The sequence below is a fragment of the Streptomyces sp. NBC_00691 genome, assembly GCF_036226665.1.
Classification (GTDB): Bacteria; Actinomycetota; Actinomycetes; order Streptomycetales; family Streptomycetaceae; genus Streptomyces.
Window position 1 is genome coordinate 2970570 of sequence record NZ_CP109007.1, and the last position, 24897, is coordinate 2995466.

Below are 24897 nucleotides of genomic sequence, written 5' to 3' on the forward strand. Positions count from 1 at the left end.
GCGCCCCCGAACGGCACCCCCGCCGCCGCTGCGTGGCGCGCAGGGAGGTACCCGGCATGACGGACAGCAGGCTCTGGTCGTACAAGGACATCGCCGCACACATCAGGGTGCAGCCCGACACGGTCCGCTCCTACCGGAAGCACGGACTGCTGCCGGCCCCCGACCACGTGGAGTCGGGCAAGCCCTACTGGTACGCGGACACGATCCGCGCCTGGGTCGCCAGCCGCCCCGGCAACCGGGGCCGCCGCGACTGACCCGACGCACCGCCCCTTCCCTCCCCGCTCCCTCCACCACAGGGCCGGACCCGGTCGTCCCGGGCCCGGCCCTCGGCGTGTCACGGGCGGAGCGAGGTCATCTCCCGGCGCTCCTCGGCCACCGTGCCCCCGTCGGGCGCCGGAGCCCGGGCCGGGCCCGGCGCGTCCGACTCGCTGATGCCGAAGCGGTCGTGGAAGCGCCGCAGCGGGCCGGGGGCCCACCAGGTGAAGCGGCCGGTCAGCTTCATGACGGAGGGGACGAGGAGGCTGCGGACCACCATGGCGTCCATGAGGACGGCGAGGGCGACACCGAGGCCGAGCATCTTGGTGTTGGTGACGCGGGAGGTGCCGATGGCGACCATGACGACGGCGAGGATCACGGCGGCCGCGGTGATGAGGCCGCCGGTGCGGCGCAGGCCGAAGCGGACGGCGTGCTCGTGGTCGCCGGTGCGGTCGTACTCCTCCTTGACGCGGGAGAGCAGGAAGACCCCGTAGTCCATGGAGAGTCCGAAGGCCACGCAGAACATGAGCACCGGCAGGGTGGTCTCGATGTCGCCGGTGGGGGTGAAGCCGAGGAGTCCCGCGAGGTGCCCGTCCTGGAAGACCCAGACCACCGCGCCGAACATCGCCGTGAGGCTGAGGGCGTTGAGCACGACGGCCTGGACGGGGATGAGGACGCTGCCGGTGAGCAGGAAGACCAGGAGCAGCGTGACGATCACGATGATCGCCGCGGCCCAGGGAAGCCGCTCGGCGAGGGCGTCCTTGGAGTCGACGAGGACGGCGGCCTGTCCGGTGACGGAGGTCTCGAACGGGGCCGGCGCGGCGCGCAGTTCGGCCACGGTCCGCTGGGCCTGGTCGCCGACGGTCTCGCCCTCGGCGACGACGGTGAAGTAGGCGTGGCCGCCGGCGGCGGTCACCGGCCCGTCGGCCCGGACGACGCCGTCGAGCGCACCGATCCGCTCGCGGAAGGCCGCGTACTGCGCGGGGGTGGCCGCGCCTTCGGCGAGGACGGTGAGGGTGCCGCCGGGGTCGCCGGGGAAGCCGTGCCGCAGCTCGTCCTGGACGACCCGGGAGGAGGCGGTGACGGGGAGCTGGCGGTCGTCGGCGGTGCCGAACCTCACGCCGAGGAAGGGCAGTCCGAGGAGGACGAGTCCGGCGGTGGTCAGGACGGCGAAGACCGGCGCCCTGCGCATCACGAGGGCGGCGGCCCGGCCCCAGCCCGTGCCCTCGGCGTCCCCTGCGGGGCGCGCGCCGGGCGCCCGGCCGCGCCGCAGGAGGCGTCGCAGGTCGAGCGCGTTGACCCGGTCGCCGAGCAGCACGAGGGCCGCCGGGAGCAGGGTGAGGGCGGCGGTCGCGGCGAGCAGGACCACGGCTATCCCGGCGTACGCGAAGGAGCGCAGGAAGTACTGCGGGAAGACCAGCATCGCGGCGAGCGAGACGGCGACGGTCAGGGCGGAGAAGAGGACGGTCCGCCCGGCGGTGCGCAGGGTGGTGCGGACGGCGGTGTACGTGTCGGCGCCGGCGGCGAGCTCCTCGCGGTAGCGGCGGACGACGAACAGGGCGTAGTCGATGGCGAGTCCGAGACCGAGGGCCGTCGTCAGGTTCTGTGCGAAGACGGAGACGTCGGTGAACTCGGTGAGGCCGCGCAGGACGGCGTTGGTGCCGAGGATGGCGACGATGCCGACGCCGAGCGGCAGCAGGGCGGCGACGGCGCTGCCGAAGACCATGACGAGCAGGACGAGGGTGAGGGGCAGGGCGATGAGTTCGGCCCGCAGCAGGTCCTCCTGGATGACCGTCTGCATCTCGTGGCGCACGGCGAGTCCGCCGCCGAGGGAGACCTCGACGGGGCCGTGGGTGCCCCGGTACTCGGGGGCGATCCGGTCGAGGACGGCGGCCGCGTCCTTCTCCTCGCCGGCGATCCGGGCGGCGATGACGGCCTTGCGGCCGTCCTCGGAGCGGAGGGCGGGCGAGCCGGTGGACCAGTAGGAGCCGACGCCGTCGACCCCCGGTTCGGCGTCGAGCCGCTCGGCGAGCCGGCGCGCCTCGGCGGCGACCGCGGGCGCGTCTGCGCCGGCGGCTCCGGCGTCGACGAGCAGGAGCAGATTGGGCTGGGAGCCGGGGAACTGGCGTCCCAGGGCCTCGGTCGCGTACGTGGACTCGGCGGCCGGGTCCTCCCAGCCGCCGCTGCCCATCCGGTCGGCGACACCGCCGCCGGCCAGGACGGCGAGGGCGGTGAGGACGAGGGCGACGAGGAGGGTCAGGCGGGGCCGTACGGTCACCAACCGCGTCCAGCCGCCCGCGGCCTCCCCCTTCGGAGAGCCGCCGCCACCTGCGGGGGACCCGCTGGATCCGGCCCCTCCGGGTGCTGATTTCTTGACTTCGGCCATGACGAGGTGTCCCCTTCACCTGACCCCTGTGCTCGCTTCCCGGCAGGTCACATGGGTCGCCCGTTGCCATAGACTGGCAAACACGAGTGATCACTCGCGTTTCTCAAGAATGCGAGCGACCTCTCGCGTTTGTCAAACGTGTTGAGGAGAGCTGGGGACAGCCATGTCCGAAGAACCGAAGCCGCGCCGCCGTCAGGCGCGGGGCGAGCGCCGTATCGCGCAGCTGCTCCAGGCCGCCGCGAACGTCTTCTGCGCGAACGGCTACACGGCGTCCAGCACCAACGCGATCGCCCGTGAGGCCCATGTCTCGCCCGGCACGCTCTACCAGTACTTCCCGAACAAGGAAGCCATCGCGATCGAGCTGGGCGAGCGCCTGCTGCACGAGATGCGCGAGGCCCACGGCCAGGCGTTCACCCCGGAGAACCTCGCCCTGCCGCTGCCCGGGCTCCTCGACGCCGTCGTCGACCCGCTGATCGAGTTCAACTGCGCCAACCCGGCCTTCCTCGCCCTGATGCACGGCTCCGAGGTCCCCGGCCGGATCGCGGAGGAGCACGACGAACTGCACGCGACCCTGCTCACCCGGGTACAGGAGGTGATCGCCCACTACGCGCCCGCCCTGCCCGCCGAGGAGCGCCTCCGGACCGCGAACATGGCCTTCGCCACCTTCAAGGGGGGCCTGGACCTCGTCCTCGCCGCGCCGGAGGGGGCCGAACGGGACGCCACGGTGGCGGAGTTGAAGACGCTCCTCCTGCGCTACCTCTCCCCCCTGGTCGAGGGCCCGGTCACCACGACTCCGAGCCGCTGATCCGCTCGGCCGGGAGACCCGTCGCCCCCGACCGCGACTTCAGCGCGACCAGCGGGAAGACGAGCACGGAGACCATGCCGGCCCCGACGAGCGCCGCCGCCTCGCCCGCCGTCATCGCCTTGTCGTCCACGCCGATGGTCGTGATGGCGACGACGAGCGGCAGCGCGGTGGAGCCGTACAGCACGAGCCCGCCGCGGTCCCGGCGGTCGAGGTCGCGCGGGGCGAGGAGCCAGATGGGCCCCCCGCGCACCACCAGGAAGAGCAGCAGGAAGGCCGGCAGCAGGATCAGGGTGCGGCCGCCGTCGAGGAGCGAGGCCAGATCGAACTCGATCCCGGTCACGACGAAGAAGACCGGCACGAGGAAGCCGAAGCCGACGCCCTCGATCTTCTCCAGGATCTGCGGCCCCGACTCGGGCGCGGCACCGGTCAGGACGAGCCGGGTGACGAGTCCGGCCGCGAAGGCGCCGAGCAGGACGTCGAGCCCGAGCGCCTGCGAGGCGCCCAGCATCACGGCGATCAGCAGGAAGACGAACCGGACCGCGAACTGGCCGCTGGTGTGCAGGGTCTTGGCGATGATCCGGGAGAACCACGGCGGGCGCGGCCGCAGCGCCCAGAACACCGCCCCGGCGGTGATCGCGGCGAAGACCGCGAGCAGCACGGTCGACTCGGCCGCGCCGCGTCCGCTGAGCAGCAGGGCCATCGCGATGATCGGGCCGAACTCGCCGACCGCGCCGAAGGCCATGACGACCGAGCCGAACCGCCCCTTGAGGTCGCCCGCGTCCCGGAGCACGGGCAGGACGGTGCCGAGCGCGGTGCTGGTCAGCGCGACACCGATGAAGACGCCCTTGGTGTAGCCGCCGCCGAGGAGGACCCCGGTGGCGAGTCCGAGGGCGAGGGCGGCCAGCCAGGCCCACACGGAGCGGCGGAGGGTGTCGCCGCGCACCTTGCCGAACTCGATCTCGTACCCCGCGAGGAAGATCAGCATGGTGAGGCCGAGCTCCGAGAGCCCGTCGATGAGCGCGTCCGGGCGGGCCCAGTCCAGGACGTCGGGGCCGATGAGGATGCCGAGCAGGATCTCGAAGATGACCAGGGGGACGGGAAGCCTGCGTCCGGCCCCGTAGGCGAGCAGCGGCGCCAGGACGGCGATCGCCATGATCAGGATGAGCGTGGTCCCCGATTGCGACATATCGGGTATTTACCATAAGGTCCAGTCGCCCGTCGGCGGTCGGCGGCTCCGGCGGCCGCCCACCGGCGCGGCGCGGCCGGGACCGAGTGGATTAATACCCCCTAGGGGTATAATCTGGTGGTGTACGGCCCTGAACCCACGAGGAGAACGCCATGTCCGCAGAGACGAAGACCGACCTCACCACCGTCTACCAGGTCAAGGGCATGACCTGCGGCCACTGCGAGGGCGCGGTGTCGAGCGAGATCTCCGGGCTCCCCGGCGTCTCGTCGGTGACGGCCGTCGCCTCCACCGGACAGGTGACCGTCGTCTCCGCCGCCCCGCTCGACGAGGAGGCCGTCCGCGCCGCCGTCGACGAGGCCGGCTACGAGCTGGTCTGACCGCTCCCCCGCCGACACCCCGCAGGGCCGTACCGTTACCGGTACGGCCCTGCTCCCCTTTGGAACCGCACATGACCTCCGGCACCACCGCACCCCCCGTCGACGCAGCGGTCACCGAGCTGACGATCGGCGGGATGACCTGCGCCTCGTGCGCGGCCCGCGTCGAGAAGAAGCTCAACCGCATGGACGGGGTGACCGCGACCGTCAACTACGCCACGGAGAAGGCGCGGATCGAACACCCCCCGGAGGTCGGGGTCGACGCGCTGATCGCCACCGTCGTCAGGACCGGCTACACCGCGGAGGAACCGCCCCCGCCCGAGCCCGAGCCGACCGCCGTACCGGAGGAGCGGGAGCCCGCGCGGGACCCCGGGCTCGCCTCCCTCCGGCAGCGGCTCCTCGTCTCCGCCCTGCTCTCCGCGCCCGTCGTCCTGCTCGCCATGGTCCCGAGCCTCCAGTTCGACAACTGGCAGTGGCTCTCCCTCACCCTCGCCGCCCCCGTCGTCGTCTGGGGCGGGCTGCCCTTCCACCGCGCCGCCTGGACCAACCTGCGGCACGGCGCCGCCACCATGGACACCCTCGTCTCGGTCGGCACCCTCGCCGCCTTCGGCTGGTCGCTCTGGGCCCTCTTCCTCGGCGACGCGGGCATGCCCGGCATGCGGCACGGCTTCGACCTGACCGTCGACCGCTCCGAGGCCTCCTCCGCGATCTATCTGGAGGTCGCGGCGGGAGTCGTCACCTTCATCCTCCTCGGCCGCTATCTGGAGGCACGCGCCAAGCGGAAGGCGGGCGCGGCGCTCCGGGCCCTGATGGAACTCGGCGCCAAGGACGTGGCCGTCCTGCGCGGGGGAACGGAGGTACGCGTGCCGGTCGCCGCGCTGCGGACCGGCGACCTCTTCGTCGTACGGCCCGGGGAGAAGATCGCCACCGACGGCACCGTCACCGAGGGAGCGTCGGCCGTCGACGCCTCCCTGCTCACCGGCGAGTCCCTGCCGCTCGACGTCACCGCGGGCGGCGAGGTCACCGGCGGCTGCGTCAGCGTCTCGGGACGGCTCGTCGTCCGGGCCACCCGCGTCGGCGCCGACACGCAGCTCGCCCGGATGGCCAAGCTCGTCGAGGACGCCCAGAACGGCAAGGCCGAGGTGCAGCGGCTCGCCGACCGGATCTCCGCCGTCTTCGTGCCGGTCGTGCTGCTCCTCGCGCTCGGCACCCTCGTCACCTGGCTGCTGCTGACCGACGACCCGACGGCCTCCTTCACGGCCGCCGTCGCCGTCCTGATCATCGCCTGCCCCTGCGCGCTGGGCCTCGCGACCCCGACCGCGCTGATGGTCGGCACCGGACGCGGCGCCCAGCTCGGCATCCTCATCAAGGGCCCCGAGGTCCTGGAGTCCACCCGCCGCGTCGACACGATCGTCCTCGACAAGACGGGCACGGTCACCACGGGCCGGATGCGGCTGGCCGGCGTGCGCGTCCACGGCGGGAAGTACGGCACCGACGCCGCCGACGAGACCGAACTGCTGAGGCTGGCCGGGGCCCTGGAGCACTCCTCCGAGCATCCGGTGGCCCGCGCGGTCGCGGCCGGCGCCGTCGAGCGCTGCGGGGAGCTCCCCGTGCCGAAGACCTTCGAGAACGTCCCCGGGCTGGGCGTACGCGGCTCGGTCGACGGCCGGCTGGTCCTCGTCGGCCGCGCCGCGCTGCTGACGGCGGAGGGCGTCGACGTGCCGGCGGGAGCGGAGCCCGGCGCCGTCCACGTCGCCTGGGACGGGGTCGCCCGGGGCACCCTGACCGTCGCGGACACCGTCAAGGACACCAGCGCGGAGGCCGTGGCCCGGCTGCGCGGCCTCGGCCTGCGGCCGGTCCTCCTCACCGGGGACCACCGGGCGGTGGCGGAGGCCGTGGCGGCGGAGGTGGGCATCGACGAGGTGATCGCCGAGGTGCTGCCCGAGGAGAAGGCGGAGGTCGTCCGTCGGCTCCAGGCGGAGGGCCGGACGGTCGCGATGGTCGGCGACGGGGTCAACGACGCGGCGGCCCTCGCCACGGCGGACCTGGGCCTGGCGATGGGAACGGGCACGGACGCGGCGATCGAGGCGAGCGATCTGACCCTGGTACGGGGTGACCTGCGGGTCGCGGCCGACGCGATCCGGCTCGCCCGCCGCACCCTGGCGACGATCAAGGGCAACCTCGGCTGGGCGTTCGGCTACAACGTGGCGGCGCTGCCGCTCGCGGCGGCCGGACTCCTGAACCCGATGATCGCGGGCCTGGCCATGGCCTTTTCGTCCGTCTTCGTCGTATCCAACAGCCTTCGTCTCCGCCGCTTCACGTGAATTCACCCACGCGTGACGCACAGGACCTTCACAAGGAGACCTAGATCACAGATATTGGGGGGTAACCATCTGGGCTGTTCGCGAGTCTAAGTGGGCGATGCCGAGAACGTCTTGGGGGACGTTCATGGAATGTCTTGGGGGACGTTCCAGGCAAGCGTTGGCCGGGGCACGTGCACCGGGGAGCTTTGAGCGGCCCTCCCGTACGTACCCCGGCAGACCGCGTCGCGCCGACCCGCACAGCTGCTGCGACACCCGCAGACGCCCGGCCCGGATCCCGTGGGGGGAATCCGCACCGGGACATGGGAAGCGCCCCGCTCGTCGACCCGTGGGGGGATCGACGGCGGGGCGCTTCCTCTTTTCGCGAGGGGCGTCCGAGCCGAAGGGCTAGCGGGCCTCGACCGGGACGAAGTCGCGGAGGACCTCACCCGTGTAGATCTGGCGCGGGCGGCCGATGCGGGAGCCGGGCTCCTTGATCATCTCGTGCCACTGGGCGATCCAGCCGGGCAGCCGGCCGAGCGCGAAGAGCACGGTGAACATCTCGGTCGGGAAGCCCATCGCGCGGTAGATGAGGCCCGTGTAGAAGTCCACGTTCGGGTAGAGGTTGCGCGAGACGAAGTACTCGTCGGAGAGCGCGTGCTCCTCCAGCTTGAGCGCGATGTCCAGCAGCTCGTCGGACTTGCCGAGGGCCGAGAGGACATCGTGCGCCGCCGCCTTGATGATCTTGGCGCGCGGGTCGAAGGACTTGTACACCCGGTGGCCGAAGCCCATCAGGCGGACGCCGTCCTCCTTGTTCTTCACCTTGCGGATGAAGGAGTCGACATCGCCGCCGTTGGCCTTGATGCCCTCGAGCATCTCCAGGACCGACTGGTTGGCGCCACCGTGCAGCGGGCCCCACAGGGCCGAGATGCCGGCGGAGATCGAGGCGAACATGTTCGCCTGCGAGGAACCGACCAGACGCACGGTGGAGGTCGAGCAGTTCTGCTCGTGGTCCGCGTGCAGGATCAGCAGCTTGTCGAGCGCGTTGACGACGACCGGGTCCAGGTCGTACTCCTGCGCGGGGACCGAGAAGGTCATGCGCAGGAAGTTCTCGACGTACCCCAGGTCGTTGCGCGGGTAGACGAACGGGTGGCCGATCGACTTCTTGTACGCGTACGCCGCGATCGTCGGCAGCTTCGCGAGCAGCCGGATCGTGGAGAGGTGACGCTGCTCCTCGTCGAACGGGTTGTGGCTGTCCTGGTAGAAGGTGGACAGCGCGGAGACCACCGAGGACAGCATCGCCATCGGGTGGGCGTCCCGCGGGAAACCGCGGAAGAAGTTCTTGACGTCCTCATGGACGAGCGTGTGCTGCGTGATCTCGTTCTTGAAGGTCGCCAGCTCGTCGACCTTGGGCAGCTCACCGTTGATCAGCAGGTACGCCACCTCAAGGAAGGTGGAGCGCTCGGCCAGCTGCTCGATGGGGTAACCGCGGTACCGCAGAATCCCCTGCTCACCGTCGAGGTAGGTGATCGCGGATTTATAGGCGGCTGTGTTGCCGTATCCGCTGTCCAGGGTGACCAGACCGGTCTGGGCTCGGAGTTTCCCGATGTCGAAGCCCTTGTCACCGACGGTGCTGTCGACCACCGGGTAGGTGTATTCACCGTCCGCGTACCGCAGTACTACAGAGTTGTCGCTCACGTCATCCCTCACCGACGTAGTGCCTCTTCTTCGAGGTGCCCTGACTGTCTCTACCATCCCCCATTTGGCTCAGGAGAGTGCACTCGGGGTCGACCATTGGGCCAATCGGCGGCACTCAGTGCCGCCAACCTTCATATCCTGCCCCCTTCGCCCCGGTTCCGGTAGTCCTCCGTGATCTTTCACACGAGGGCCGTCCCTGTGAGCCGAAACGCGAGTGCGGTAAAGCGCCTGCCTGCGGAGACCGTGCGGACCGCCTGGGCGATCGCCCGCCGGGAGCCGACCAGGACCACGAGCTTCTTCGCGCGGGTCACGGCCGTGTAGAGCAGGTTGCGCTGCAGCATCATCCAGGCACTCATGGTGACCGGGATCACCACGGCCGGATACTCGCTGCCCTGCGAACGGTGGATCGTGACCGCGTACGCGTGGGCGAGTTCGTCCAGCTCGTCGAAGTCGTACGGCACCTCCTCGTCCTCGTCCGTCCGCACGGTCAGCCTCTGCTCGACGAGGTCCAGCTGCGTCACGACACCGACGGTGCCGTTGAAGACGCCGTTGGCCCCCTTGTCGTAGTTGTTCCTGATCTGAGTGACCTTGTCGCCGACGCGGAAGACCCGGCCGCCGAACCGCTTCTCCGGAACGTCGGGACGGGCCGGGGTGATGACCTGCTGCAGCAGTCCGTTGAGCGAGCCCGCGCCGGCCGGGCCCCGGTGCATGGGGGCGAGGACCTGCACGTCACGGCGGGGGTCGAGGCCGAACTTGGCGGGAATCCGCCGGGCCGCGACATCCACGGCGACCCGGGCCGCGTCCTCGGTCTCCTCCTCGACGAAGAGGAAGAAGTCCGGCAGGCCCTCGGTCTTCGGCGGGGTGCCGGCGTTGATCCGGTGCGCGTTGGTGACGACGCCGGACTCCTGGGCCTGACGGAAGATCCGGGTCAGCCGGACCGCCGGTACAGGGCTCCCCGGGGCGAGCAGATCGCCGAGGACCTCGCCCGCGCCGACCGACGGAAGCTGGTCCACATCCCCCACCAGCAGCAGATGGGCCCCGGGTGCCACCGCCTTGACCAGCTTGTTCGCCAGGAGCAGGTCGAGCATGGAGGCCTCGTCGACCACGACCAGGTCCGCGTCGAGGGGCCGGTCCCGGTCGTAGGCCGCGTCGCCGCCCGGCTTGAGCTCCAGGAGCCGGTGGACGGTGGAGGCCTCCGCGCCGGTCAGCTCGGCGAGCCGCTTGGCCGCCCGGCCGGTGGGGGCGGCGAGGACGACCTTGGCCTTCTTGGCGCGGGCCAGCTCCACGATGGAGCGGACCGTGAACGACTTGCCGCAGCCGGGGCCGCCGGTGAGCACGGCGACCTTCCGGGTGAGCGCGAGCCGGACGGCCTCCTCCTGCTCGGGCGCCAGCGAGGCCCCCGTCCGGTCCGCGAGCCAGGCGAGGGCCTTGTCCCAGGCCACGTCCCGGAAGCCCGGCATCCGGTCCTCCTCGGCCCGCAGCAGCCGCCGGAGCTGCCCGGCGAGCGACAGCTCGGCCCGGTGGAAGGGGATCAGGTACACGGCGGTGACGGGCGTCCCCTCCGGGCCCGGCACCGTCTCCCGTACGACCCCCTCGGGGTCCTCCGCCAGCTCGGCGAGGCACTCGATGACCAGCCCGGTGTCGACCTGGAGGAGCTTCACCGCGTCCGCGATCAGCCGCTCCTCGGGGAGGAAGCAGTGCCCCTGGTCGCTTGACTGCGAGAGGGCGTACTGCAGTCCGGCCTTCACCCGGTCGGGACTGTCGTGGGGGATGCCCACGGCCTGGGCGATCTTGTCGGCGGTGAGGAAGCCGATGCCCCAGACATCGGCGGCGAGCCGGTAGGGCTGGTTCCGCACGACCGAGATCGAGGCGTCCCCGTACTTCTTGTAGATCCGGACCGCGATGGAGGTGGAGACGCCGACGCCCTGGAGGAAGACCATCACCTCCTTGATCGCCTTCTGCTCCTCCCAGGCCGCGGTGATCTTCCGCGTGCGCTTGGGGCCCAGGCCCGGGACCTCGATCAGCCGGCCGGGGGCATCCTCCAGGATCTGGAGGGTGTCCAGGCCGAAGTGCTGGGTGATGCGGTCGGCGAAGACGGGGCCGATGCCCTTGACGAGACCCGAGCCGAGATAGCGGCGGATGCCCTGGATCGTGGCGGGAAGCAGTGTCGTGTAGTTGTCGACACTGAACTGCTTGCCGTACTGCGGATGCGAGCCCCAACGGCCCTCCATCCGCAGCGACTCCCCCGGCTGCGCCCCGAGCAGCGCGCCGACCACGGTGAGCAGGTCCCCGGCGCCACGCCCGGTGTCGACACGGGCGACCGTGTACCCGCTCTCCTCGTTGGCGTAGGTGATCCGCTCCAGGACCCCCTCCAGCACGGCCGACCCCGGCCCGCGACCTTCGTTGGACATGACCCGAAGGTAGCGAACCGGTCGGACACCGCGGGAGGTCCTGTGGACGGCTCCCCTTCCGGGGCCCCGGGCACGGACGGGAGACCTCCCCCACGGCGGTCTCGGCGTGCCGGCGAACAGGGCAGGTCGTAGCGTTTTCGGCATGAGTGCATCCTTCGAGGACGACGTCCTGAACGAGCTGGGCGACGACAGGCTCCAGGAGATCGCCGGGCTGCTCGGCACGGACCCCGCGGGGGCGCGGGAGGTCGTGGGCGGTTCGGTGGCCGAACTCTCCGGAGAACTGCGCCAGGCGGCGGCCGAGCCGTCCAGCGCGGACGAGGTCCGCGCGGCCGTCGACGAGGTGACCTCGGCGGAGCCCCCGCTGCAGGGCGTGGCGGGCTTCGGCGGCCTGGCGGCAGGCGGACTCATGGCCGGGGTCCTGGGCCGGCTGGCCCGCCCGGCGGCCCACGCGATCGCGAAGAGGACGGGCATCCCGGCGGCCACGGCGACCCGGGCGGTCGACATCCTGGTCCCGGTGGTCCTCGCGGTCATGACGAAGCGCGCGGCGACGAGGAAGACGGGCGGCGCGGCGGCGGACGGCCTGGGAGACCTCCTGGGCGGGGGCCGCCGGTAACGCCGCACGCCTCGGCGACGGCCGGGGCACCCGTCCGCACAGCACCCCTCAGAGGTCGAGCAGCAGGACGTGCGGCGCCTGGGCGAGTGACAGCTCACGCACGGCGCCGCCGGGCCTCGTCCGTCAGATCTCCAGGAACCGTTCCAAGGTCTCCTCCAGGACCTCGGCACCGTCCCTCGCCCACAGGGCGTCGTTGAAGATCTCCACCTCCACCGGGCCCGTCCAGCCCGCCTTCTCCGTCAGGTCCGCCCAGGCCCGGAGGTCGATCGCGCCGTCGCCCAGCTGGCCCCGGCCGGTCAGGACACCCGCCGGGAGGGGGGTGGTCCAGTCGGCCAGCTGGAAGGAGTGGATGCGGCCCGCCGCACCCGCGCGTTCCACCGCCGCCGGGGCCCGGTCGTCCCACCAGAGGTGGTACGTGTCGACCACCACGCCCACCTGCTCCGGCGGGAAGTGCTCCGCGACGGCCAGCGCCTGGTCGAGGGTGGAGACCGCGCAGCGGTCGGCGGCGTACATGGGGTGGAGGGGCTCGACGGCCAGGCGGATCCCGCGCTCGCCCGCGTAGGGGGCCAGGGTGCCGATGGCCTCGGTGATGCGGGCGCGGGCCGAGAGCAGGTCAGGGAAGGCGGGGGTGAGGCCGCCGGAGACCAGGACGACGGTGTCCGTGCCGAGCGTGACCGCCTCGTCGATCGCCGCCCTGTTCTCCGCCTCCCAGCCGTCCGAGGTGAAGAAGCCGCCGCGGCAGAGGGTGGTGACCGTGAGGCCCGCGTCCCGTACGAGGCCGGCCGCCGCCTCCACGCCGTACTCCTGGACCGGTTCGCGCCACAGGCCCACGCCCCGGACCCCGAGCCGGACGCAGTGGGTGACCAGGTCGGGGAGCGACAGCTGCTTGACCGTCATCTGGTTGACGCTGAAACGGTCGAGGTTCATCGCAGGCCTCCCTGGACCGTCAGGAGGGCGCGCATGCGCGCCTCCGCGAGCTCCGGGTCGGGGAACAGGCCCAGGCCGTCCGCCAGTTCGTACGCCTTCGCGAGGTGCGGCAGCGAGCGGGCGGAGTGCAGGCCGCCGACCATCGTGAAGTGGTCCTGGTGGCCGGCCAGCCAGGCCAGCAGGACGACGCCCGTCTTGTAGAAGCGGGTCGGTGCCTCGAAGAGGTGCCGGGACAGGGCGACCGTCGGGTCGAGAGTGGCACGGAATCCGTTCGCATCGCCCGTGTCGAGCGTGCGTACCGCCTCCGCCGCGAGCGGCGCCAGGGGGTCGAAGATACCGAGCAGGGCGTGGCTGAAGCCCTGTTCGTCGCCGGCGATCAGCTCCGGGTAGTGGAAGTCGTCGCCCGTGTAGCAGCGCACGCCCTCCGGGAGGCGGCGGCGCAGTTCGACCTCGCGCCGGGCGTCCAGGAGGGAGACCTTGATGCCGTCGACCTTGTCCGGGTGCGCGGCGATGACCTCCAGGAACGTCTCGGTCGCGGTGTCCAGGTCGGCCGAGCCCCAGTACCCGTCGAGCGCAGGGTCGAACATCGAACCGAGCCAGTGGAGGACCACCGGTTCGCTCGCCTGGCGGAGGAGGTGGCCGTACAGGTCGAGGTAGTCCTCCGGGCCCGACGCCGTCGCGGCGAGGGCGCGGGAGGCCATCAGGATGGCCTGGGAGCCGGTCTCCTCGACGAGCGCGAGCTGCTCCTCGTACGCCTTGCGGACCGCCGCGAGGCCGGCGGGGCCGGCGACCCGGTCCGCTCCGGTGAGCTGGTCGGTGCCGACGCCGCAGGCGATCCGGCCGCCGACCGCCTTCGCCTCGGCCGCGCTGCGGCGGATCAGTTCGGCGGCCCCTGTCCAGTCGAGGCCCATCCCCCGCTGCGCGGTGTCCATGGCCTCGGCGACCCCGAGGCCGTGGGACCAGAGGTGCCGGCGGAAGGCGAGGGTGGCGTCCCAGTCGACCGCCGCGGGCGAGTCGGGTGTGGTGTCGGCGTACGGGTCGGCGACCACGTGGGCGGCGGAGAAGACCGTCCGGGAGACCAGGGGGCCGCCCCCGTTCAGGGCCCGCGGCTCGGTGCGCGGCGCGTACTCCCGTACGCCGCCGCCGATCTCGGGCAGGCGGATCACAGGCTCACCTCCGGGACGTCGAGGCGGCGGCCCTCGGCGGCGGACTTGAGGCCGAGTTCGGCGAGCTGGACGCCGCGGGCGCCGGCGAGGAGGTCCCAGTGGTAGGGCTCGTCGAGGACGACGTGCCGCAGGAACAGCTCCCACTGGGCCTTGAAGCCGTTGTCGAACTCGGCGTTGTCGGGGACCTCCTGCCACTGGTCGCGGAAGGGCTCGGTGGCCGGGATGTCCGGGTTCCAGACGGGCTTGGGGGTCGCCGAGCGGTGCTGGACGCGGCAGTTGCGCAGTCCGGCGACGGCGGAGCCGTGGGTGCCGTCGACCTGGAACTCGACGAGTTCGTCGCGGTTGACGCGGACGGTCCAGGAGGAGTTGATCTGGGCGATGGCACCGCCCTCCAGCTGGAAGATGCCGTAGGCGGCGTCGTCGGCGGTGGCCTCGTACGGCTTGCCCTGCTCGTCCCAGCGGCGCGGGACATGGGTGGCGACCTGGGCGGTGACGGAGGTGACGCGGCCGAACAGCTCGTGGAGCACGTACTCCCAGTGCGGGAACATGTCGACGACGATGCCGCCGCCGTCCTGCGTGCGGTAGTTCCAGCTGGGGCGCTGGGCGTCCTGCCAGTCGCCCTCGAAGACCCAGTAGCCGAACTCGCCGCGCACGGAGAGGATCTCGCCGAAGAAGCCGCCGTCGATGAGGCGCTTGAGCTTGAGCAGGCCCGGCAGGAACAGCTTGTCCTGGACGACGCCGTGCTTGACGCCCTTCTCGGTGGCGAGCCGGGCGAGTGCGAGGGCACCGGCGAGGTCGGCGGCCGTGGGCTTCTCGGTGTAGATGTGCTTCCCGGCGTGGACGGCCTTGGTGATCGCCTCGGCGCGGGCGGAGGTGACCTGGGCGTCGAAGTAGATGTCGACGGTGTCGTCGGCGAGGACGGCGTCGAGGTCGGTGGACCACTCGGTGAGGCCGTGGCGCTCGGCGAGCGTACGCAGGGCGGCCTCGCGGCGGCCGACGAGGACCGGCTCGGGCCAGAGGGTCTCGCCGTTGCCGAGGTCGAGGCCGCCCTGTTCGCGCAGGGCGAGGATCGAACGGACGAGGTGCTGGCGGTGTCCCATGCGTCCGGTGACGCCGTTCATGGCGATGCGGACTGTCCTGCGTGTCACGAAAGGTTCCTCTCCCCGGTGTTCCGCGCTTCGATAGAAAGCGCTTTCCATCGGCGATGACGCTAGCCTGCCGACATCGCCGTCGACAAGGCCCTGGAGGTACGCACACGATGACCGTCACCCTGGCGGACGTGGCCGCTCGCGCACGGGTCTCGCCCGCCACCGTCTCCCGCGTCCTCAACGGCAACTACCCGGTCGCCGAGTCGACCCGCGAGCGGGTCCTGCGGGCCGTGGACGAACTGGACTACGTCCTCAACGGGCCCGCCAGCTCACTCGCCGCAGCCACCTCCGACCTGGTCGGCGTCCTCGTCCACGACATCGCCGACCCGTTCTTCGGGGTGATGGCGAGCGCGGCGCAGAGCGCCATCGGGGAGAGCGGGTCGGGGCGCGGCGGCGGCGAGAAGCTCGCGGTCGTCTGCAACACCGGCGGCTCCCCCGAGCGCGAGCTGACCTACCTCACCCTGCTGCAGCGGCAGCGGGCCGCGGCCGTGATCCTCATGGGCGGCTCCATCGAGGACCCCGAGCACCTGGCGGCGACGACCGGCAAGCTGGCCAAGCTGGCGGAGGCGGGGACCCGGGTCGTGCTCTGCGGGCGCCCGCCGGTCACCGGCGACGCGAACGCGGCCGCGCTCGTCTTCGACAACCGGGGCGGCGCGCGGCGCCTCACCGAGCACCTGCTCGAACTCGGCCACCGGCGCATCGGTTACGCGGCCGGCCCGGCCGACCGGACGACGACCCGGCACCGCCTGGAGGGCCACCGGGCGGCGCTCACGGCGGCGGGGGCCGCGGAGGGGCCGACGGTCCACGGCGCCTACACCCGACAGGCCGGCTACGAGGCCACGGCCGAACTCCTCGACCGCGACCCGGACCTCACGGCCGTCGTCGCCGCCAACGACACCGTCGCGCTCGGCGTCTGCGCGGCCCTGCGGGAACGCGGCCTGTCGATCCCGGGCGACGTGTCCGTGGCGGGCTTCGACGACCTCCCGTTCTCGGTGGACGCGGTCCCGTCCCTGACGACGGTCCACCTGCCGCTGCACGAGGCGGGGATACGGGCGGGCCGCCTGGCGATGGGCACGGAGGACCCCCCGACGGGCGGCCTGGCCCGCGTCCCGGCGGAGCTGGTGGTACGGGGATCCACGGGGCGGCCGAGGAAGTAGCCGCCCGGAGCCTGCGGGACGCCGGAGCCTGAGGGGCGTCGGACCCCGCGGGGCCGGGTCGAGGTGGGCCGGGGAGGGGCCGGTCGCCGGGGGGAGCGAGTACCGCCGCACGGCCGCGAGTTACCGGGGTACGGACAGGGGGAAGGCCCGCGGGCGTCTGCGGACGGGACTGCGGCCGGGGGCCACGCGAGGGCCAAGTGGCCAGACGGGCGCGGGGGTTTGCGGCCGAAGGCCGCGAAGGGCGACCGGCCGGGCAGGCCGCGGGGAGTCGACGAGGAGTCGCCGGGCGTCCGCCACCGGGACCGAGTGGCCCGGCAGGCGCGGGAGCAGGCGCCCGGCCCCGTCGCGCCTCGACGATCCTCCCGGTCGCCGACGAGCGTGAGCCCGCCCGAGCGGGCGAAGACGTCGACGAGCACGCGCACACCGACGTGGGCCGGGGCGCCGACGAGCACCGCGACATCCGCGCGGGCGAGAACACCGGCCGGCGCCAGGACGTCCGCGTGGGCGATCGGGTGGCCCGACAGGCACCCGGGGTCGCGGCTTCGGCGCGGGCGGGGGCCCTCCATCGGATCCTGCGGCCCCGCAGTGCGTTCACCCCCAGTTCATTGCAACGAGCAACACCCCGAACGTTGCATTAGCCTTGAAACCGTTGCAACGAAATTCCTTAATCTACCTGCAGTTATGGCCATTTCATGCAACGAGCATGTTGCCAGCTTCATGAACGCAACGTAGCTTTTCCCTCATCGGAAACGGCGGGACCGAAAGCGGGACCGCCCCCAGAAGGAGAAGAGACATGCAGAAGTTCGCCACCACCGCCGCCATCACCACCGTCCTCGACATCCCCGCCGGCCGCATCCAGCTCATCGCCGCCGACCGCGCCGACGCCACCGTCGACATCCGCCCCGCGAACGCCGCCAAGGGCAACGATGTGAAGGCCGCCGAAGAGGTCGGCGTCGAGTTCGCCGACGGCGTCCTGCGGATCACCGCCGCCCCCGCGAAGAACAAGATCCTCGGCGACTCCGGCTCGGTCGAGGTCACCGTCCAGCTCCCGTCCGGCTCCCGCGTCGAGGCGAAGACCGCCGCCGCCGAGATCCGCGGTGTCGGACGCCTCGGCGACGTCACCGTCGAAGGCGCTCAGGGCACGGTCAGGCTCGACGAGACCGAGGGCGCCCGGCTCAGCCTGCTCGCCGGCGACATCACGGTCGGCCGCCTCGGCGGCCCCGCGGAGATCAGCACCCAGCAGGGTGACCTCCGTGTCGAGGAGGCCACCCGGGGGACGGTCGTGCTGCGCACCGAATCCGGCGCGATCGAGGTCGGCGCCGCCCACGGCGTCTCCGCCACCCTGAACGCCGGCACCGCCTACGGCCGCGTCCACAACGCCCTGACCAACACCGACGGCGCCGCCGCCGGTCTGAACATCCACGCCACCACCTCGTACGGCGACATCACCGCCCGCAGCCTCTGAACCGCCCCCGCCGGTGCGCACCCGGCTCCACGATCTTCGTCGACCGACTCCGAGGACGGACAAGCAGAATGAGCACCACTCAGAACTACCAGGCCGCCGAGCAGCTCCTCCGTCGTCCCGCCCGCCCCGGCGAGCTCGTCGTCGGTGACAAGGTCAGGCCGCAGTGGATCGACGGCGGCGCCCGCTTCCGGTACGCGGTGAGCGACGGGGACGGCAGGCGGTTCGTGCTGGTCGACCCGGCGGCCGGCACGCGGGAGCCGGCCTTCGACCACGCCCGGCTGGCCGCCTCGCTCGCCACCGCCGCCGGCCGGCCGGTCGACCCCGAGGCCCTGCCCTTCCTCGGCATCGAGACGGCCGGGAACGCGGTCATGTTCGTGGCCTTCGGCGCGTACTGGCGCTGCGATCTCACCCGTTACGTCTGCGAGCCGGCCGAGTTCGCCGCTCCGGGCAACCCGCTGGACGTGACGTCGCCCGACGGGAAGTCCGCGGTGTCCCAGCGGGGGCACGACCTGTGGGCCCGCTCGCTGTCCGACGGCCGCGAGTGGCCTCTGACCACGGACGGCGCACCCGGTCACGCCTACGGTCCGGGCCCCGCCGCGACCGGCAACTCCACCCTGCTGCGCAAGCTCGGCGTACCGTATCTGCCGCCCGCGGTGGCCTGGTCTCCGGACTCGACGAAGGTCCTCGCCCACCGGACGGACGAGCGCGAGGTACGCACCACCCACCTCGTGGAGGCGCTGCCCGCCGACGGGGGCGCGCCCCGCCTGCACAGCCAGCCGTTCGCGTACGCCGGGGACGAGCATCTGCCGCTGGCCGAACTGGTCGTCCTCGACGTCGCCGAGGGCACGGTGGTCCGCGCCGACACGGAGCCGCTGATCATGACCCATGTGTCGCCGATCACCGTGAAGTGGGCGTGGTGGGCCGCCGACGGCTCCGCCGTCCACTTCCTCGCCCGGCCCCGGGACCAGCACTCCCTCTCCCTGAACCGCCTCGACCCGGTCACCGGCGAGGTCACCACCGTGATCCGCGAGGCCGGGGAGACCCGGGTGGAGCCCAACCAGTGGATGACCGAGCCGCCCCTCGTACGGGTGCTCGCCGACGAGGTGCTGTGGTTCTCCCAGCGCGACGGATGGGGCCACCTCTACCGCTACGACCTGCACACCGGCGAGCTGCTCGGCCAGGTCACCTCGGGGCCGTGGCTGGTCCGGCGGATCCTGCGCGTCGACGAGGCCGCGCGGGTCGTGTACTTCACGGCCTCCGGGCTCGTCGACGAGGACCCGTACCGGCGCACGGTGTGCCGGGTCGGCCTGGACGGCACCGGCTTCACGAGGCTCACCGACGACACGCTCGACCACATCGTCACCCTGCCGGAAGGCCCTTACGGCCAGGAGTACTTCATCGACTCCGCGTCCACCGTCGACACCGCCCCCGTCATCACGGTCCGCGACTGGGCCGGAAGCGTGCTCGTTGAGCTGGAGCGCGCCGACATCACCAGGCTCGCCGCCACCGGGTGGACCGCGCCGGAGCGCTTCCGCGTCAAGGCGGCCGACGGCGAGACCGACGTCTACGGGGTGCTGTACCGGCCGCGGGACTTCGACCCGGCCGGGTCCTACCCGGTGATCGACAACCTCTACCCCGGCCCGCAGGTCAACCGGGTCGCGCCGTGCTTCGACCCCGGCGGCATGGGCCTGGACGCCGAACCCCTCGCGGCACTCGGCTTCGTGGTCATCGCCCTCGACGGCCGGGGCACTCCGGGCCGGAGCAAGGCCTTCCACGACGCCTCCTTCGGCCACCTGGCCGACGCGGGCTCGCTGGCCGACCATGTCGCGGCCCTCGGCCAACTGGCGGAGACCCGGCCGTGGATGGACCTGGAACGGGTCGGCGTCTTCGGTCACTCCGGGGGCGGGTTCGCCGCCGCCCGCGCGATGCTGGACTTCCCCGGGACGTACAAGGCCGGGGCCGCCCTCTCCGGCTCGCACGACGCCCGCTCGTTCAACGCGGGCTTCGTCGAGTCCTACGACGGCGCGGACGACCCCGCGGCCTGGGCCCGTACGTCCAACCTGGGCCTCGCCGACCGGCTGGCCGGAAAACTGCTGCTCGTCCACGGCGACATGGACGACCAGGTCCACCCTCAGCAGACCCTGCGGTTCGCCGACCGGCTGCTCGCCGCCGGCAAGGACTTCGAACTGCACGTGGTGCCCGGCGCCGAGCACACCTTCATCGACTGCCTGGCCCATGTCCGCACCCGCTGCTGGGACTTCCTGGTCCGTGAGCTGATGGGCACGCGGCCGCCCGCCTACCGCCCGGCGACCATCGTGATCGGCCCCGAGCTGCTCGCCGACATGTTCGCCTGACCACGACGCCGCGGAGACGGACGAAGGCCCGTCGGACCCCACCCCCGTGGGAGTCCGACGGGCTACTTCTCCGGGGTGAGGCCCGTTGCCGCCAGCACCGCGTCCACCGTCTCCGCCACGGTCAGGTGCGCGTTGTCGATCCAGACGCCCTCGTCCGACAGCTCCGCGCGCATCGCCTCGTCCAGGAACGCCCAGTCGGTCGTCAGGCGCTTGTCCCGGGCGTTGTTCCGTTCCCAGGCCTTGTCGGGGCCGGGGGCGAGGATCACCACCCGGAGGTCGGCCCCCTTCGCGTGGGCGCGGTAGTGGTCCAGGTGGGAGCGGCGGACGACCACGTCGTCGAGGACCGGAAGGAAGCCGGCCGCGGCGAAGCTGCCGGCGAGGAGACAGGCGTTGCGGGCGCGCAGCAGGATCTGGCGGTCCGCCTCCGGGTCGCCGTCCGGGGTCGGCCAGTGGCAGCCGCTCACGATGAGGGACTGGAGCCCGTCGACCTCGATGTGCGCCGCCCGGGCGAAGCGGGCCGCGAGAGCGGCCGCGACGGTGGACTTCCCGCTGCCGGGGATGCCGGAGAGCAGCACGGCCGCGGGTGCGGGCACGGGGGCGTCGACGGTGATGTCCTCGAAGGTCATAGGGGCCCTTCCTGGCTGATCGCGTGGTCCGCCGCGCCGAGCGGACGGCCGGTCGACGATACGGCCACGGGCTCCGGCGCCGCCACGGGGTTACGGGTCGCGGCGGCCCGTCGGCCCGGCGTGAACGACGTCAGGGCCACTCCCCCGACGAGCAGTGCCGCCGCGCACCAGCGGGCCGGGCTCACTCCCTCGCCCAGGACGAGCGCGGCCGAGGACATCCCGACGACGGGCACGAGGAGGGAGAAGGGCGCGACGGAGGAGGCCGGGTGGCGGCGGAGGAGCCAGCCCCAGGCGCCGAAGCCGAAGACGGTCGTGATCCAGGCGACGTAGACGATGACGCCGACGCCGGTCCAGTCGAGCCCGCGCAGGGCCGCGAGGTCGCGGTCGGGGCCCTCCAGGAGGAGGGAGAGGCCGAGCAGCGGCAGGACGGGCACGACGCTGACCCAGACCATGAAGTTGAGCGCGTCGGGTGGGGAGGCCTTGCGCGTCAGGACGTTGGAGGCGCCCCAGCAGGCCGCGGCGGCGATCACCAGGGCGAAGCCGACGAGGGACCCGGCCCCGCCCTCCTCGGCCGCGGCCACGCCGATGCCGACCAGGGCGACCCCCATGCCCGCGAGCTTGCGGCGGCCGGGCCGTTCGCCGAGGGCGGCGAAGGCGAAGAGGGCGGTGAAGACGGCCTGGACCTGGAGGACGAGGGAGGAGAGCCCGGCGGGGGCGCCGAGGTCCATGCCCGTGAAGAGGAGCCCGAACTTGGCGACGCCGAGGACGAGTCCCACCGCGATGATCCACCTCCAGGCCACGGTGGGCCGGCCCACCAGGAAGACGGCGGGCAGGGCGGCGGCGAGGAAGCGGAGGGCGGAGAAGAGCAGCGGCGGGAAGTGGTCGAGGCCGATCTCGATGACGACGAAGTTCACTCCCCAGACGGCGGCGACCAGGGCGGCGAGGGCGAGGTGGGCGGGGCGCATGCGATCGAGCATGGCCGCGCGGACCGTGTAGCACCAGCACGGGTTCCTTCATGATGGGATGTAGTAATGCTTCATCCACGGTGTACGCGGGGGACGAGGCGTGCTCGGCCGTCCCGCGTATCGAAGAGGAGGAGCGCCCGTGCTGGATCTCGGCCGTCTGCGCGCCCTGCACGCCGTCGCCGTCCACGGCAGCGTCGGTGCCGCCGCCACCGCCCTCGGCTACACGCCGTCCGCGGTCTCCCAGCAGATCGCGAAGCTGGAGCGGGAGACCCGTACGACCCTGCTCGAACGCAGCGGCCGCGGCGTCCGCCTCACCGACGACGCCCATCACCTCGCCGCCACCGCTCGGCAGCTGCTCGCCCTCGTGGAGGAGGCGGAGGTGCGGCTGGAGGAGCGGCGGGGCCGGCCCGCCGGGCGGCTGACCGTCGGCTGCTTCGCGAGCGCGGCGCGCGGGCTGATGCCCCGGGTGCTCGCGGAGCTGGGCCGGGTCCATCCCGAGGTCGACGCCCGGCTCTCGGAGGTGGATCCGCATGTGTCGGTCGATCTGGTGGCGCGCGGGGTCATCGACCTTGCGGTGGCGCACGACTGGGACATCGCCCCGCTTCCCGTACCGCCGGGGGTCGAGCAGGCGGTGATCGGCGACGACCTGTGCGACATCCTCGTCCACCGGGAGCATCCGCTCGCGGAGCGGGACTCGGTGCGCCGGGAGGAGCTGGCGGCGGAGCGGTGGATCTCGCAGCCGCCGGGGACGGTGTGCCACGACTGGCTGACGCGGACGCTGCGGGAGACGGGTTTCGAGCCGCTGATCGTCCATCAGGCGGAGGAGAACCACACGCAGGTCGCCCTGGTGGCGGCCGGTCTGGGCATCGCGCTGGTGCCGCGCCTGGGGCGCGGGGCACTGCCGGCGGAGGTGGTGCCGGTGCGGCTCGACCCGATGCCGACGCGTCGTCTGCACGCCATGTGGCGGACCGGCGCGGCGCGGCGCCCGGCGATCCGGGAGACGGTCCGTACGCTCCAGGACCTCTGGCCCGGGATCGCCGCCGTGGGTGATTCGTGCGCGGGTCCTTGACCTGGCAGTTACTTTCGGGCTATCCGTGACTCCTTGGAAGTTTCCTTCAACGGTGGCTTCCGAGGTTCTCGCGCATGGATTCCTCCAACCTCGCACGGCCGGAAGGAGCATCAGTGCACCACCGCGCCCCCGCCCCCTCCCGACGCACCCTCCTCACGGTGACCGCCGCCGCGGCAGCGGCCGCCGTCACCGGGGTGAGCACCCCCGCCCTCGCCGGGCAGGACCGGCACGACGACCGGAAACTCCGGCGGATCATCGACCGCATGTCCCTCGAGGAGAAGGTCGGCCAGCTCTTCGTGATGCGGGTGTACGGACACTCCGCCACCGCCCCCGACCAGGCCGACATCGACGCCAACCTGCAGGAGATCGGTGTCCGTACGGCCGCCGAGCTGGTCGAGCGCTACCACGTGGGCGGCGTCATCTACTTCTCCTGGGCCCACAACACCCGGGACCCGCAGCAGATCGCCGCGCTCTCCAACGGCATCCAGCAGGCGGCGCTCGCCCAGCCCACGCCGGTCCCCGCGCTCATCTCCACCGACCAGGAGCACGGCATCGTCTGCCGGGTGGGCGAGCCCGCCACCCTGGTGCCCGGCGCGATGGCCCTCGGCGCCGGCGGCTCGCACGCGGACGCCCGCGAGGCGGCGCGGATCGCGGGCGCGGAGCTGGCGGCCGTCGGCATCCGGCAGAACTACGCCCCGGTCGCGGACGTCAACGTCAACCCGGCCAACCCGGTCATCGGCGTCCGTTCCTTCGGCGCCGACCCGGCGGCGGTCGCCGGCCTGGTCGCCGCACAGGTCAAGGGCTATCAGCGGGCCGGGGTCGCGGCCACCTCCAAGCACTTCCCGGGACACGGCGACACCGCCGTCGACAGCCACTACGGGCTCCCGACGATCACCCACACCCGGGCCCAGTGGAGCGAGCTCGACGCCCCGCCGTTCCGGTCCGCGATCGCCGCCGGGATCGACTCGATCATGACCGCGCACATCGTGGTCCCGGCGCTGGACCCGAGTGAGGACCCGGCGACGCTGTCCCGGCCGATCCTCACCGGCATCCTCCGCGAGGAGCTCGGCTACGACGGTGTGGTGGTCACCGACGCGCTCGGCATGGAGGGGGTGCGCACCAAGTACGGCGACGAGCGCGTCCCGGTGCTCGCCCTGAAGGCCGGGGTGGACCAGCTGCTCAATCCGCCGAAGCTGGACGTGGCCTGGAACGCGGTCCTGAAAGCCGTCAAGGACGGCGACCTGACGGAGGCCCGGCTCGACGAATCGATCCTGCGGATTCTGCGGCTCAAGTCGAAGCTCGGCCTCTTCCGGAACGCGTACGTCACCCGGGCCGGCGTGGAGCGGGTGGTCGGCACCGCCGCCCATCTCGCCCGGGCCGACCGGATCGCCGAGGCCACCACGACCCTGCTCCTCAACGAGGGCGGCTTCCTTCCGCTGAGCCGGACCGGCCACCGCAAGGTCCTCGTCGTCGGCGCCGACCCGGCCTCCCCGTCCGGGACGACGGGCCCGCCGACGACGACGCTCGCGACCGCACTGACGGAGCTGGGGTTCACCGCGACCGCGCTCTCCACCGGGATCACCCCGACGGCGGCGGCGATCGAGCAGGCCGTGGCGGCGGCCGCGGGCAAGGACGTCGTCGTGGTGGGCACGTACAACGTCACCGCGACCAGCCCGCAGCGCACGCTCGTGGCGCGGCTGGTCGCGACGGGGGTCCCCGTCGTGACGATCTCGATCCGCAACCCGTACGACATCGCCCGGATCGAGGGCCAGCGGGCGACGCTCGCCGCCTACTCGTGGACCGATGTCGAACTCCGCGCCGCGGTGAGGGTCCTGGCGGGCAGGGTCAGACCCAGGGGCCGCCTGCCGGTCCCGGTGCAGAGCGCCGACGACCCGGCGAAGGTGCTCTACCCGGTCGGACACGGTCTGTCGTACCGCTGACACGACGGAGGGTGGGGTGCGCCGCCGGACGCACCCCACCCCCCTCGCGGCG

19 protein-coding genes are annotated in these 24897 nt (G+C 72.5%); 10 read left to right on the forward strand and 9 right to left on the reverse strand.

Annotated features, from left to right (window positions below):
• The first annotated feature begins 56 nt into the window (after positions 1-56).
• A complete protein-coding gene (locus OG392_RS13365; protein ID WP_266966106.1) occupies positions 57-254 on the forward strand; it encodes a helix-turn-helix transcriptional regulator in 198 nt (65 codons plus the stop codon).
• Positions 255-334: 80 nt separating this feature from the next.
• Here the strand turns inward: OG392_RS13365 and OG392_RS13370 are convergent, their stop codons facing one another.
• Positions 335-2641 (reverse strand): MMPL family transporter, encoded by a 2307-nt coding sequence (locus OG392_RS13370; RefSeq protein WP_329278934.1) that lies wholly within the window; start codon positions 2639-2641, stop codon positions 335-337.
• A 163-nt stretch (positions 2642-2804) separates the two neighbouring features.
• Here OG392_RS13370 and OG392_RS13375 point away from each other — a divergent pair, with 163 nt between their 5' ends.
• Complete coding sequence (locus OG392_RS13375) at positions 2805-3446, forward strand: TetR/AcrR family transcriptional regulator (protein WP_329278936.1); 642 nt, start codon at positions 2805-2807, stop codon at positions 3444-3446.
• On the opposite strand, the gene OG392_RS13380 is transcribed toward OG392_RS13375, so the two are convergent.
• Complete coding sequence (locus OG392_RS13380; RefSeq protein WP_329278939.1) at positions 3424-4632, reverse strand: cation:proton antiporter; 1209 nt, start codon at positions 4630-4632, stop codon at positions 3424-3426. The two genes, OG392_RS13375 and OG392_RS13380, sit on opposite strands and share 23 nt — an antisense overlap.
• A gap of 152 nt (positions 4633-4784) precedes the next feature.
• Here OG392_RS13380 and OG392_RS13385 point away from each other — a divergent pair, with 152 nt between their 5' ends.
• Together OG392_RS13385 and OG392_RS13390 are read left to right on the forward strand one after the other, a co-directional pair.
• Positions 4785-5009 (forward strand): heavy-metal-associated domain-containing protein, encoded by a 225-nt coding sequence (locus OG392_RS13385; protein WP_329278941.1) that lies wholly within the window; start codon positions 4785-4787, stop codon positions 5007-5009.
• A 71-nt stretch (positions 5010-5080) separates the two neighbouring features.
• Positions 5081-7330 carry a heavy metal translocating P-type ATPase gene (locus tag OG392_RS13390; RefSeq protein ID WP_329278943.1) on the forward strand — a complete coding sequence of 750 codons (2250 nt, stop codon included), beginning with the start codon at positions 5081-5083 and terminating at the stop codon, positions 7328-7330.
• A 384-nt stretch (positions 7331-7714) separates the two neighbouring features.
• Here OG392_RS13390 and OG392_RS13395 read toward each other — a convergent pair whose 3' ends face one another.
• Both OG392_RS13395 and recD2 read right to left on the reverse strand, forming a co-directional pair.
• On the reverse strand, positions 7715-9004 hold the full coding sequence (locus tag OG392_RS13395) for a citrate synthase (protein WP_329278945.1): 1290 nt from the start codon (positions 9002-9004) through the stop codon (positions 7715-7717).
• Between the two features lie 179 nt (positions 9005-9183).
• The gene (gene recD2 / locus OG392_RS13400) at positions 9184-11415 is read right to left on the reverse strand and encodes an SF1B family DNA helicase RecD2 (protein ID WP_329278947.1); all 2232 of its coding nucleotides are present in this window, start codon (positions 11413-11415) and stop codon (positions 9184-9186) included.
• A gap of 142 nt (positions 11416-11557) precedes the next feature.
• On the opposite strand from recD2, the gene OG392_RS13405 reads away from it, so the two are divergent.
• On the forward strand, positions 11558-12028 hold the full coding sequence (locus tag OG392_RS13405; RefSeq protein WP_329278949.1) for a DUF937 domain-containing protein: 471 nt from the start codon (positions 11558-11560) through the stop codon (positions 12026-12028).
• Positions 12029-12151: 123 nt separating this feature from the next.
• Here OG392_RS13405 and OG392_RS13410 read toward each other — a convergent pair whose 3' ends face one another.
• Genes OG392_RS13410 through OG392_RS13420 form a run of 3 tightly spaced genes read right to left on the reverse strand, consistent with a single transcriptional unit; the run spans position 12152 to position 15269 of the window.
• Positions 12152-12955, reverse strand: a complete 804-nt coding sequence (locus OG392_RS13410; protein ID WP_329278952.1) for a sugar phosphate isomerase/epimerase family protein — start codon at positions 12953-12955, stop codon at positions 12152-12154.
• Positions 12952-14121: a dihydrodipicolinate synthase family protein gene (locus OG392_RS13415; protein ID WP_329278955.1), complete on the reverse strand. Its 1170-nt coding sequence runs from the start codon at positions 14119-14121 to the stop codon at positions 12952-12954. The genes OG392_RS13410 and OG392_RS13415 overlap by 4 nt, the downstream gene beginning before the upstream one ends.
• Positions 14118-15269, reverse strand: coding sequence for a Gfo/Idh/MocA family protein (locus tag OG392_RS13420; protein ID WP_329278957.1), 1152 nt, complete (start codon positions 15267-15269; stop codon positions 14118-14120). The genes OG392_RS13415 and OG392_RS13420 overlap by 4 nt, the downstream gene beginning before the upstream one ends.
• Before the next feature lie 110 nt (positions 15270-15379).
• Between OG392_RS13420 and OG392_RS13425 the strand changes: the two genes are divergently transcribed.
• From OG392_RS13425 to OG392_RS13435, 3 genes are all read left to right on the forward strand, one after another.
• Entirely contained in the window at positions 15380-16426 is a 1047-nt protein-coding gene (locus OG392_RS13425; RefSeq protein ID WP_329278959.1) for a LacI family DNA-binding transcriptional regulator, read from the forward strand.
• Positions 16427-17219: 793 nt separating this feature from the next.
• Positions 17220-17891: a DUF4097 family beta strand repeat-containing protein gene (locus tag OG392_RS13430; RefSeq protein WP_329278961.1), complete on the forward strand. Its 672-nt coding sequence runs from the start codon at positions 17220-17222 to the stop codon at positions 17889-17891.
• A gap of 68 nt (positions 17892-17959) precedes the next feature.
• On the forward strand, positions 17960-20245 hold the full coding sequence (locus OG392_RS13435; protein ID WP_329278963.1) for a S9 family peptidase: 2286 nt from the start codon (positions 17960-17962) through the stop codon (positions 20243-20245).
• 62 nt (positions 20246-20307) lie between these two features.
• Here the strand turns inward: OG392_RS13435 and OG392_RS13440 are convergent, their stop codons facing one another.
• Together OG392_RS13440 and OG392_RS13445 are read right to left on the reverse strand one after the other, a co-directional pair.
• Positions 20308-20871, reverse strand: coding sequence for an AAA family ATPase (locus OG392_RS13440; protein WP_329278965.1), 564 nt, complete (start codon positions 20869-20871; stop codon positions 20308-20310).
• Positions 20868-21836, reverse strand: a complete 969-nt coding sequence (locus tag OG392_RS13445; protein WP_329278967.1) for an EamA family transporter — start codon at positions 21834-21836, stop codon at positions 20868-20870. Before OG392_RS13445 ends, OG392_RS13440 begins: the two co-directional genes overlap by 4 nt.
• Positions 21837-21975: 139 nt before the next feature.
• Here OG392_RS13445 and OG392_RS13450 point away from each other — a divergent pair, with 139 nt between their 5' ends.
• Together OG392_RS13450 and OG392_RS13455 are read left to right on the forward strand one after the other, a co-directional pair.
• A complete protein-coding gene (locus OG392_RS13450; protein ID WP_329278969.1) occupies positions 21976-22905 on the forward strand; it encodes a LysR family transcriptional regulator in 930 nt (309 codons plus the stop codon).
• Positions 22906-23018: 113 nt separating this feature from the next.
• Positions 23019-24845, forward strand: a complete 1827-nt coding sequence (locus OG392_RS13455; RefSeq protein ID WP_329278971.1) for a glycoside hydrolase family 3 protein — start codon at positions 23019-23021, stop codon at positions 24843-24845.
• The last annotated feature ends 52 nt before the right edge of the window (positions 24846-24897 follow it).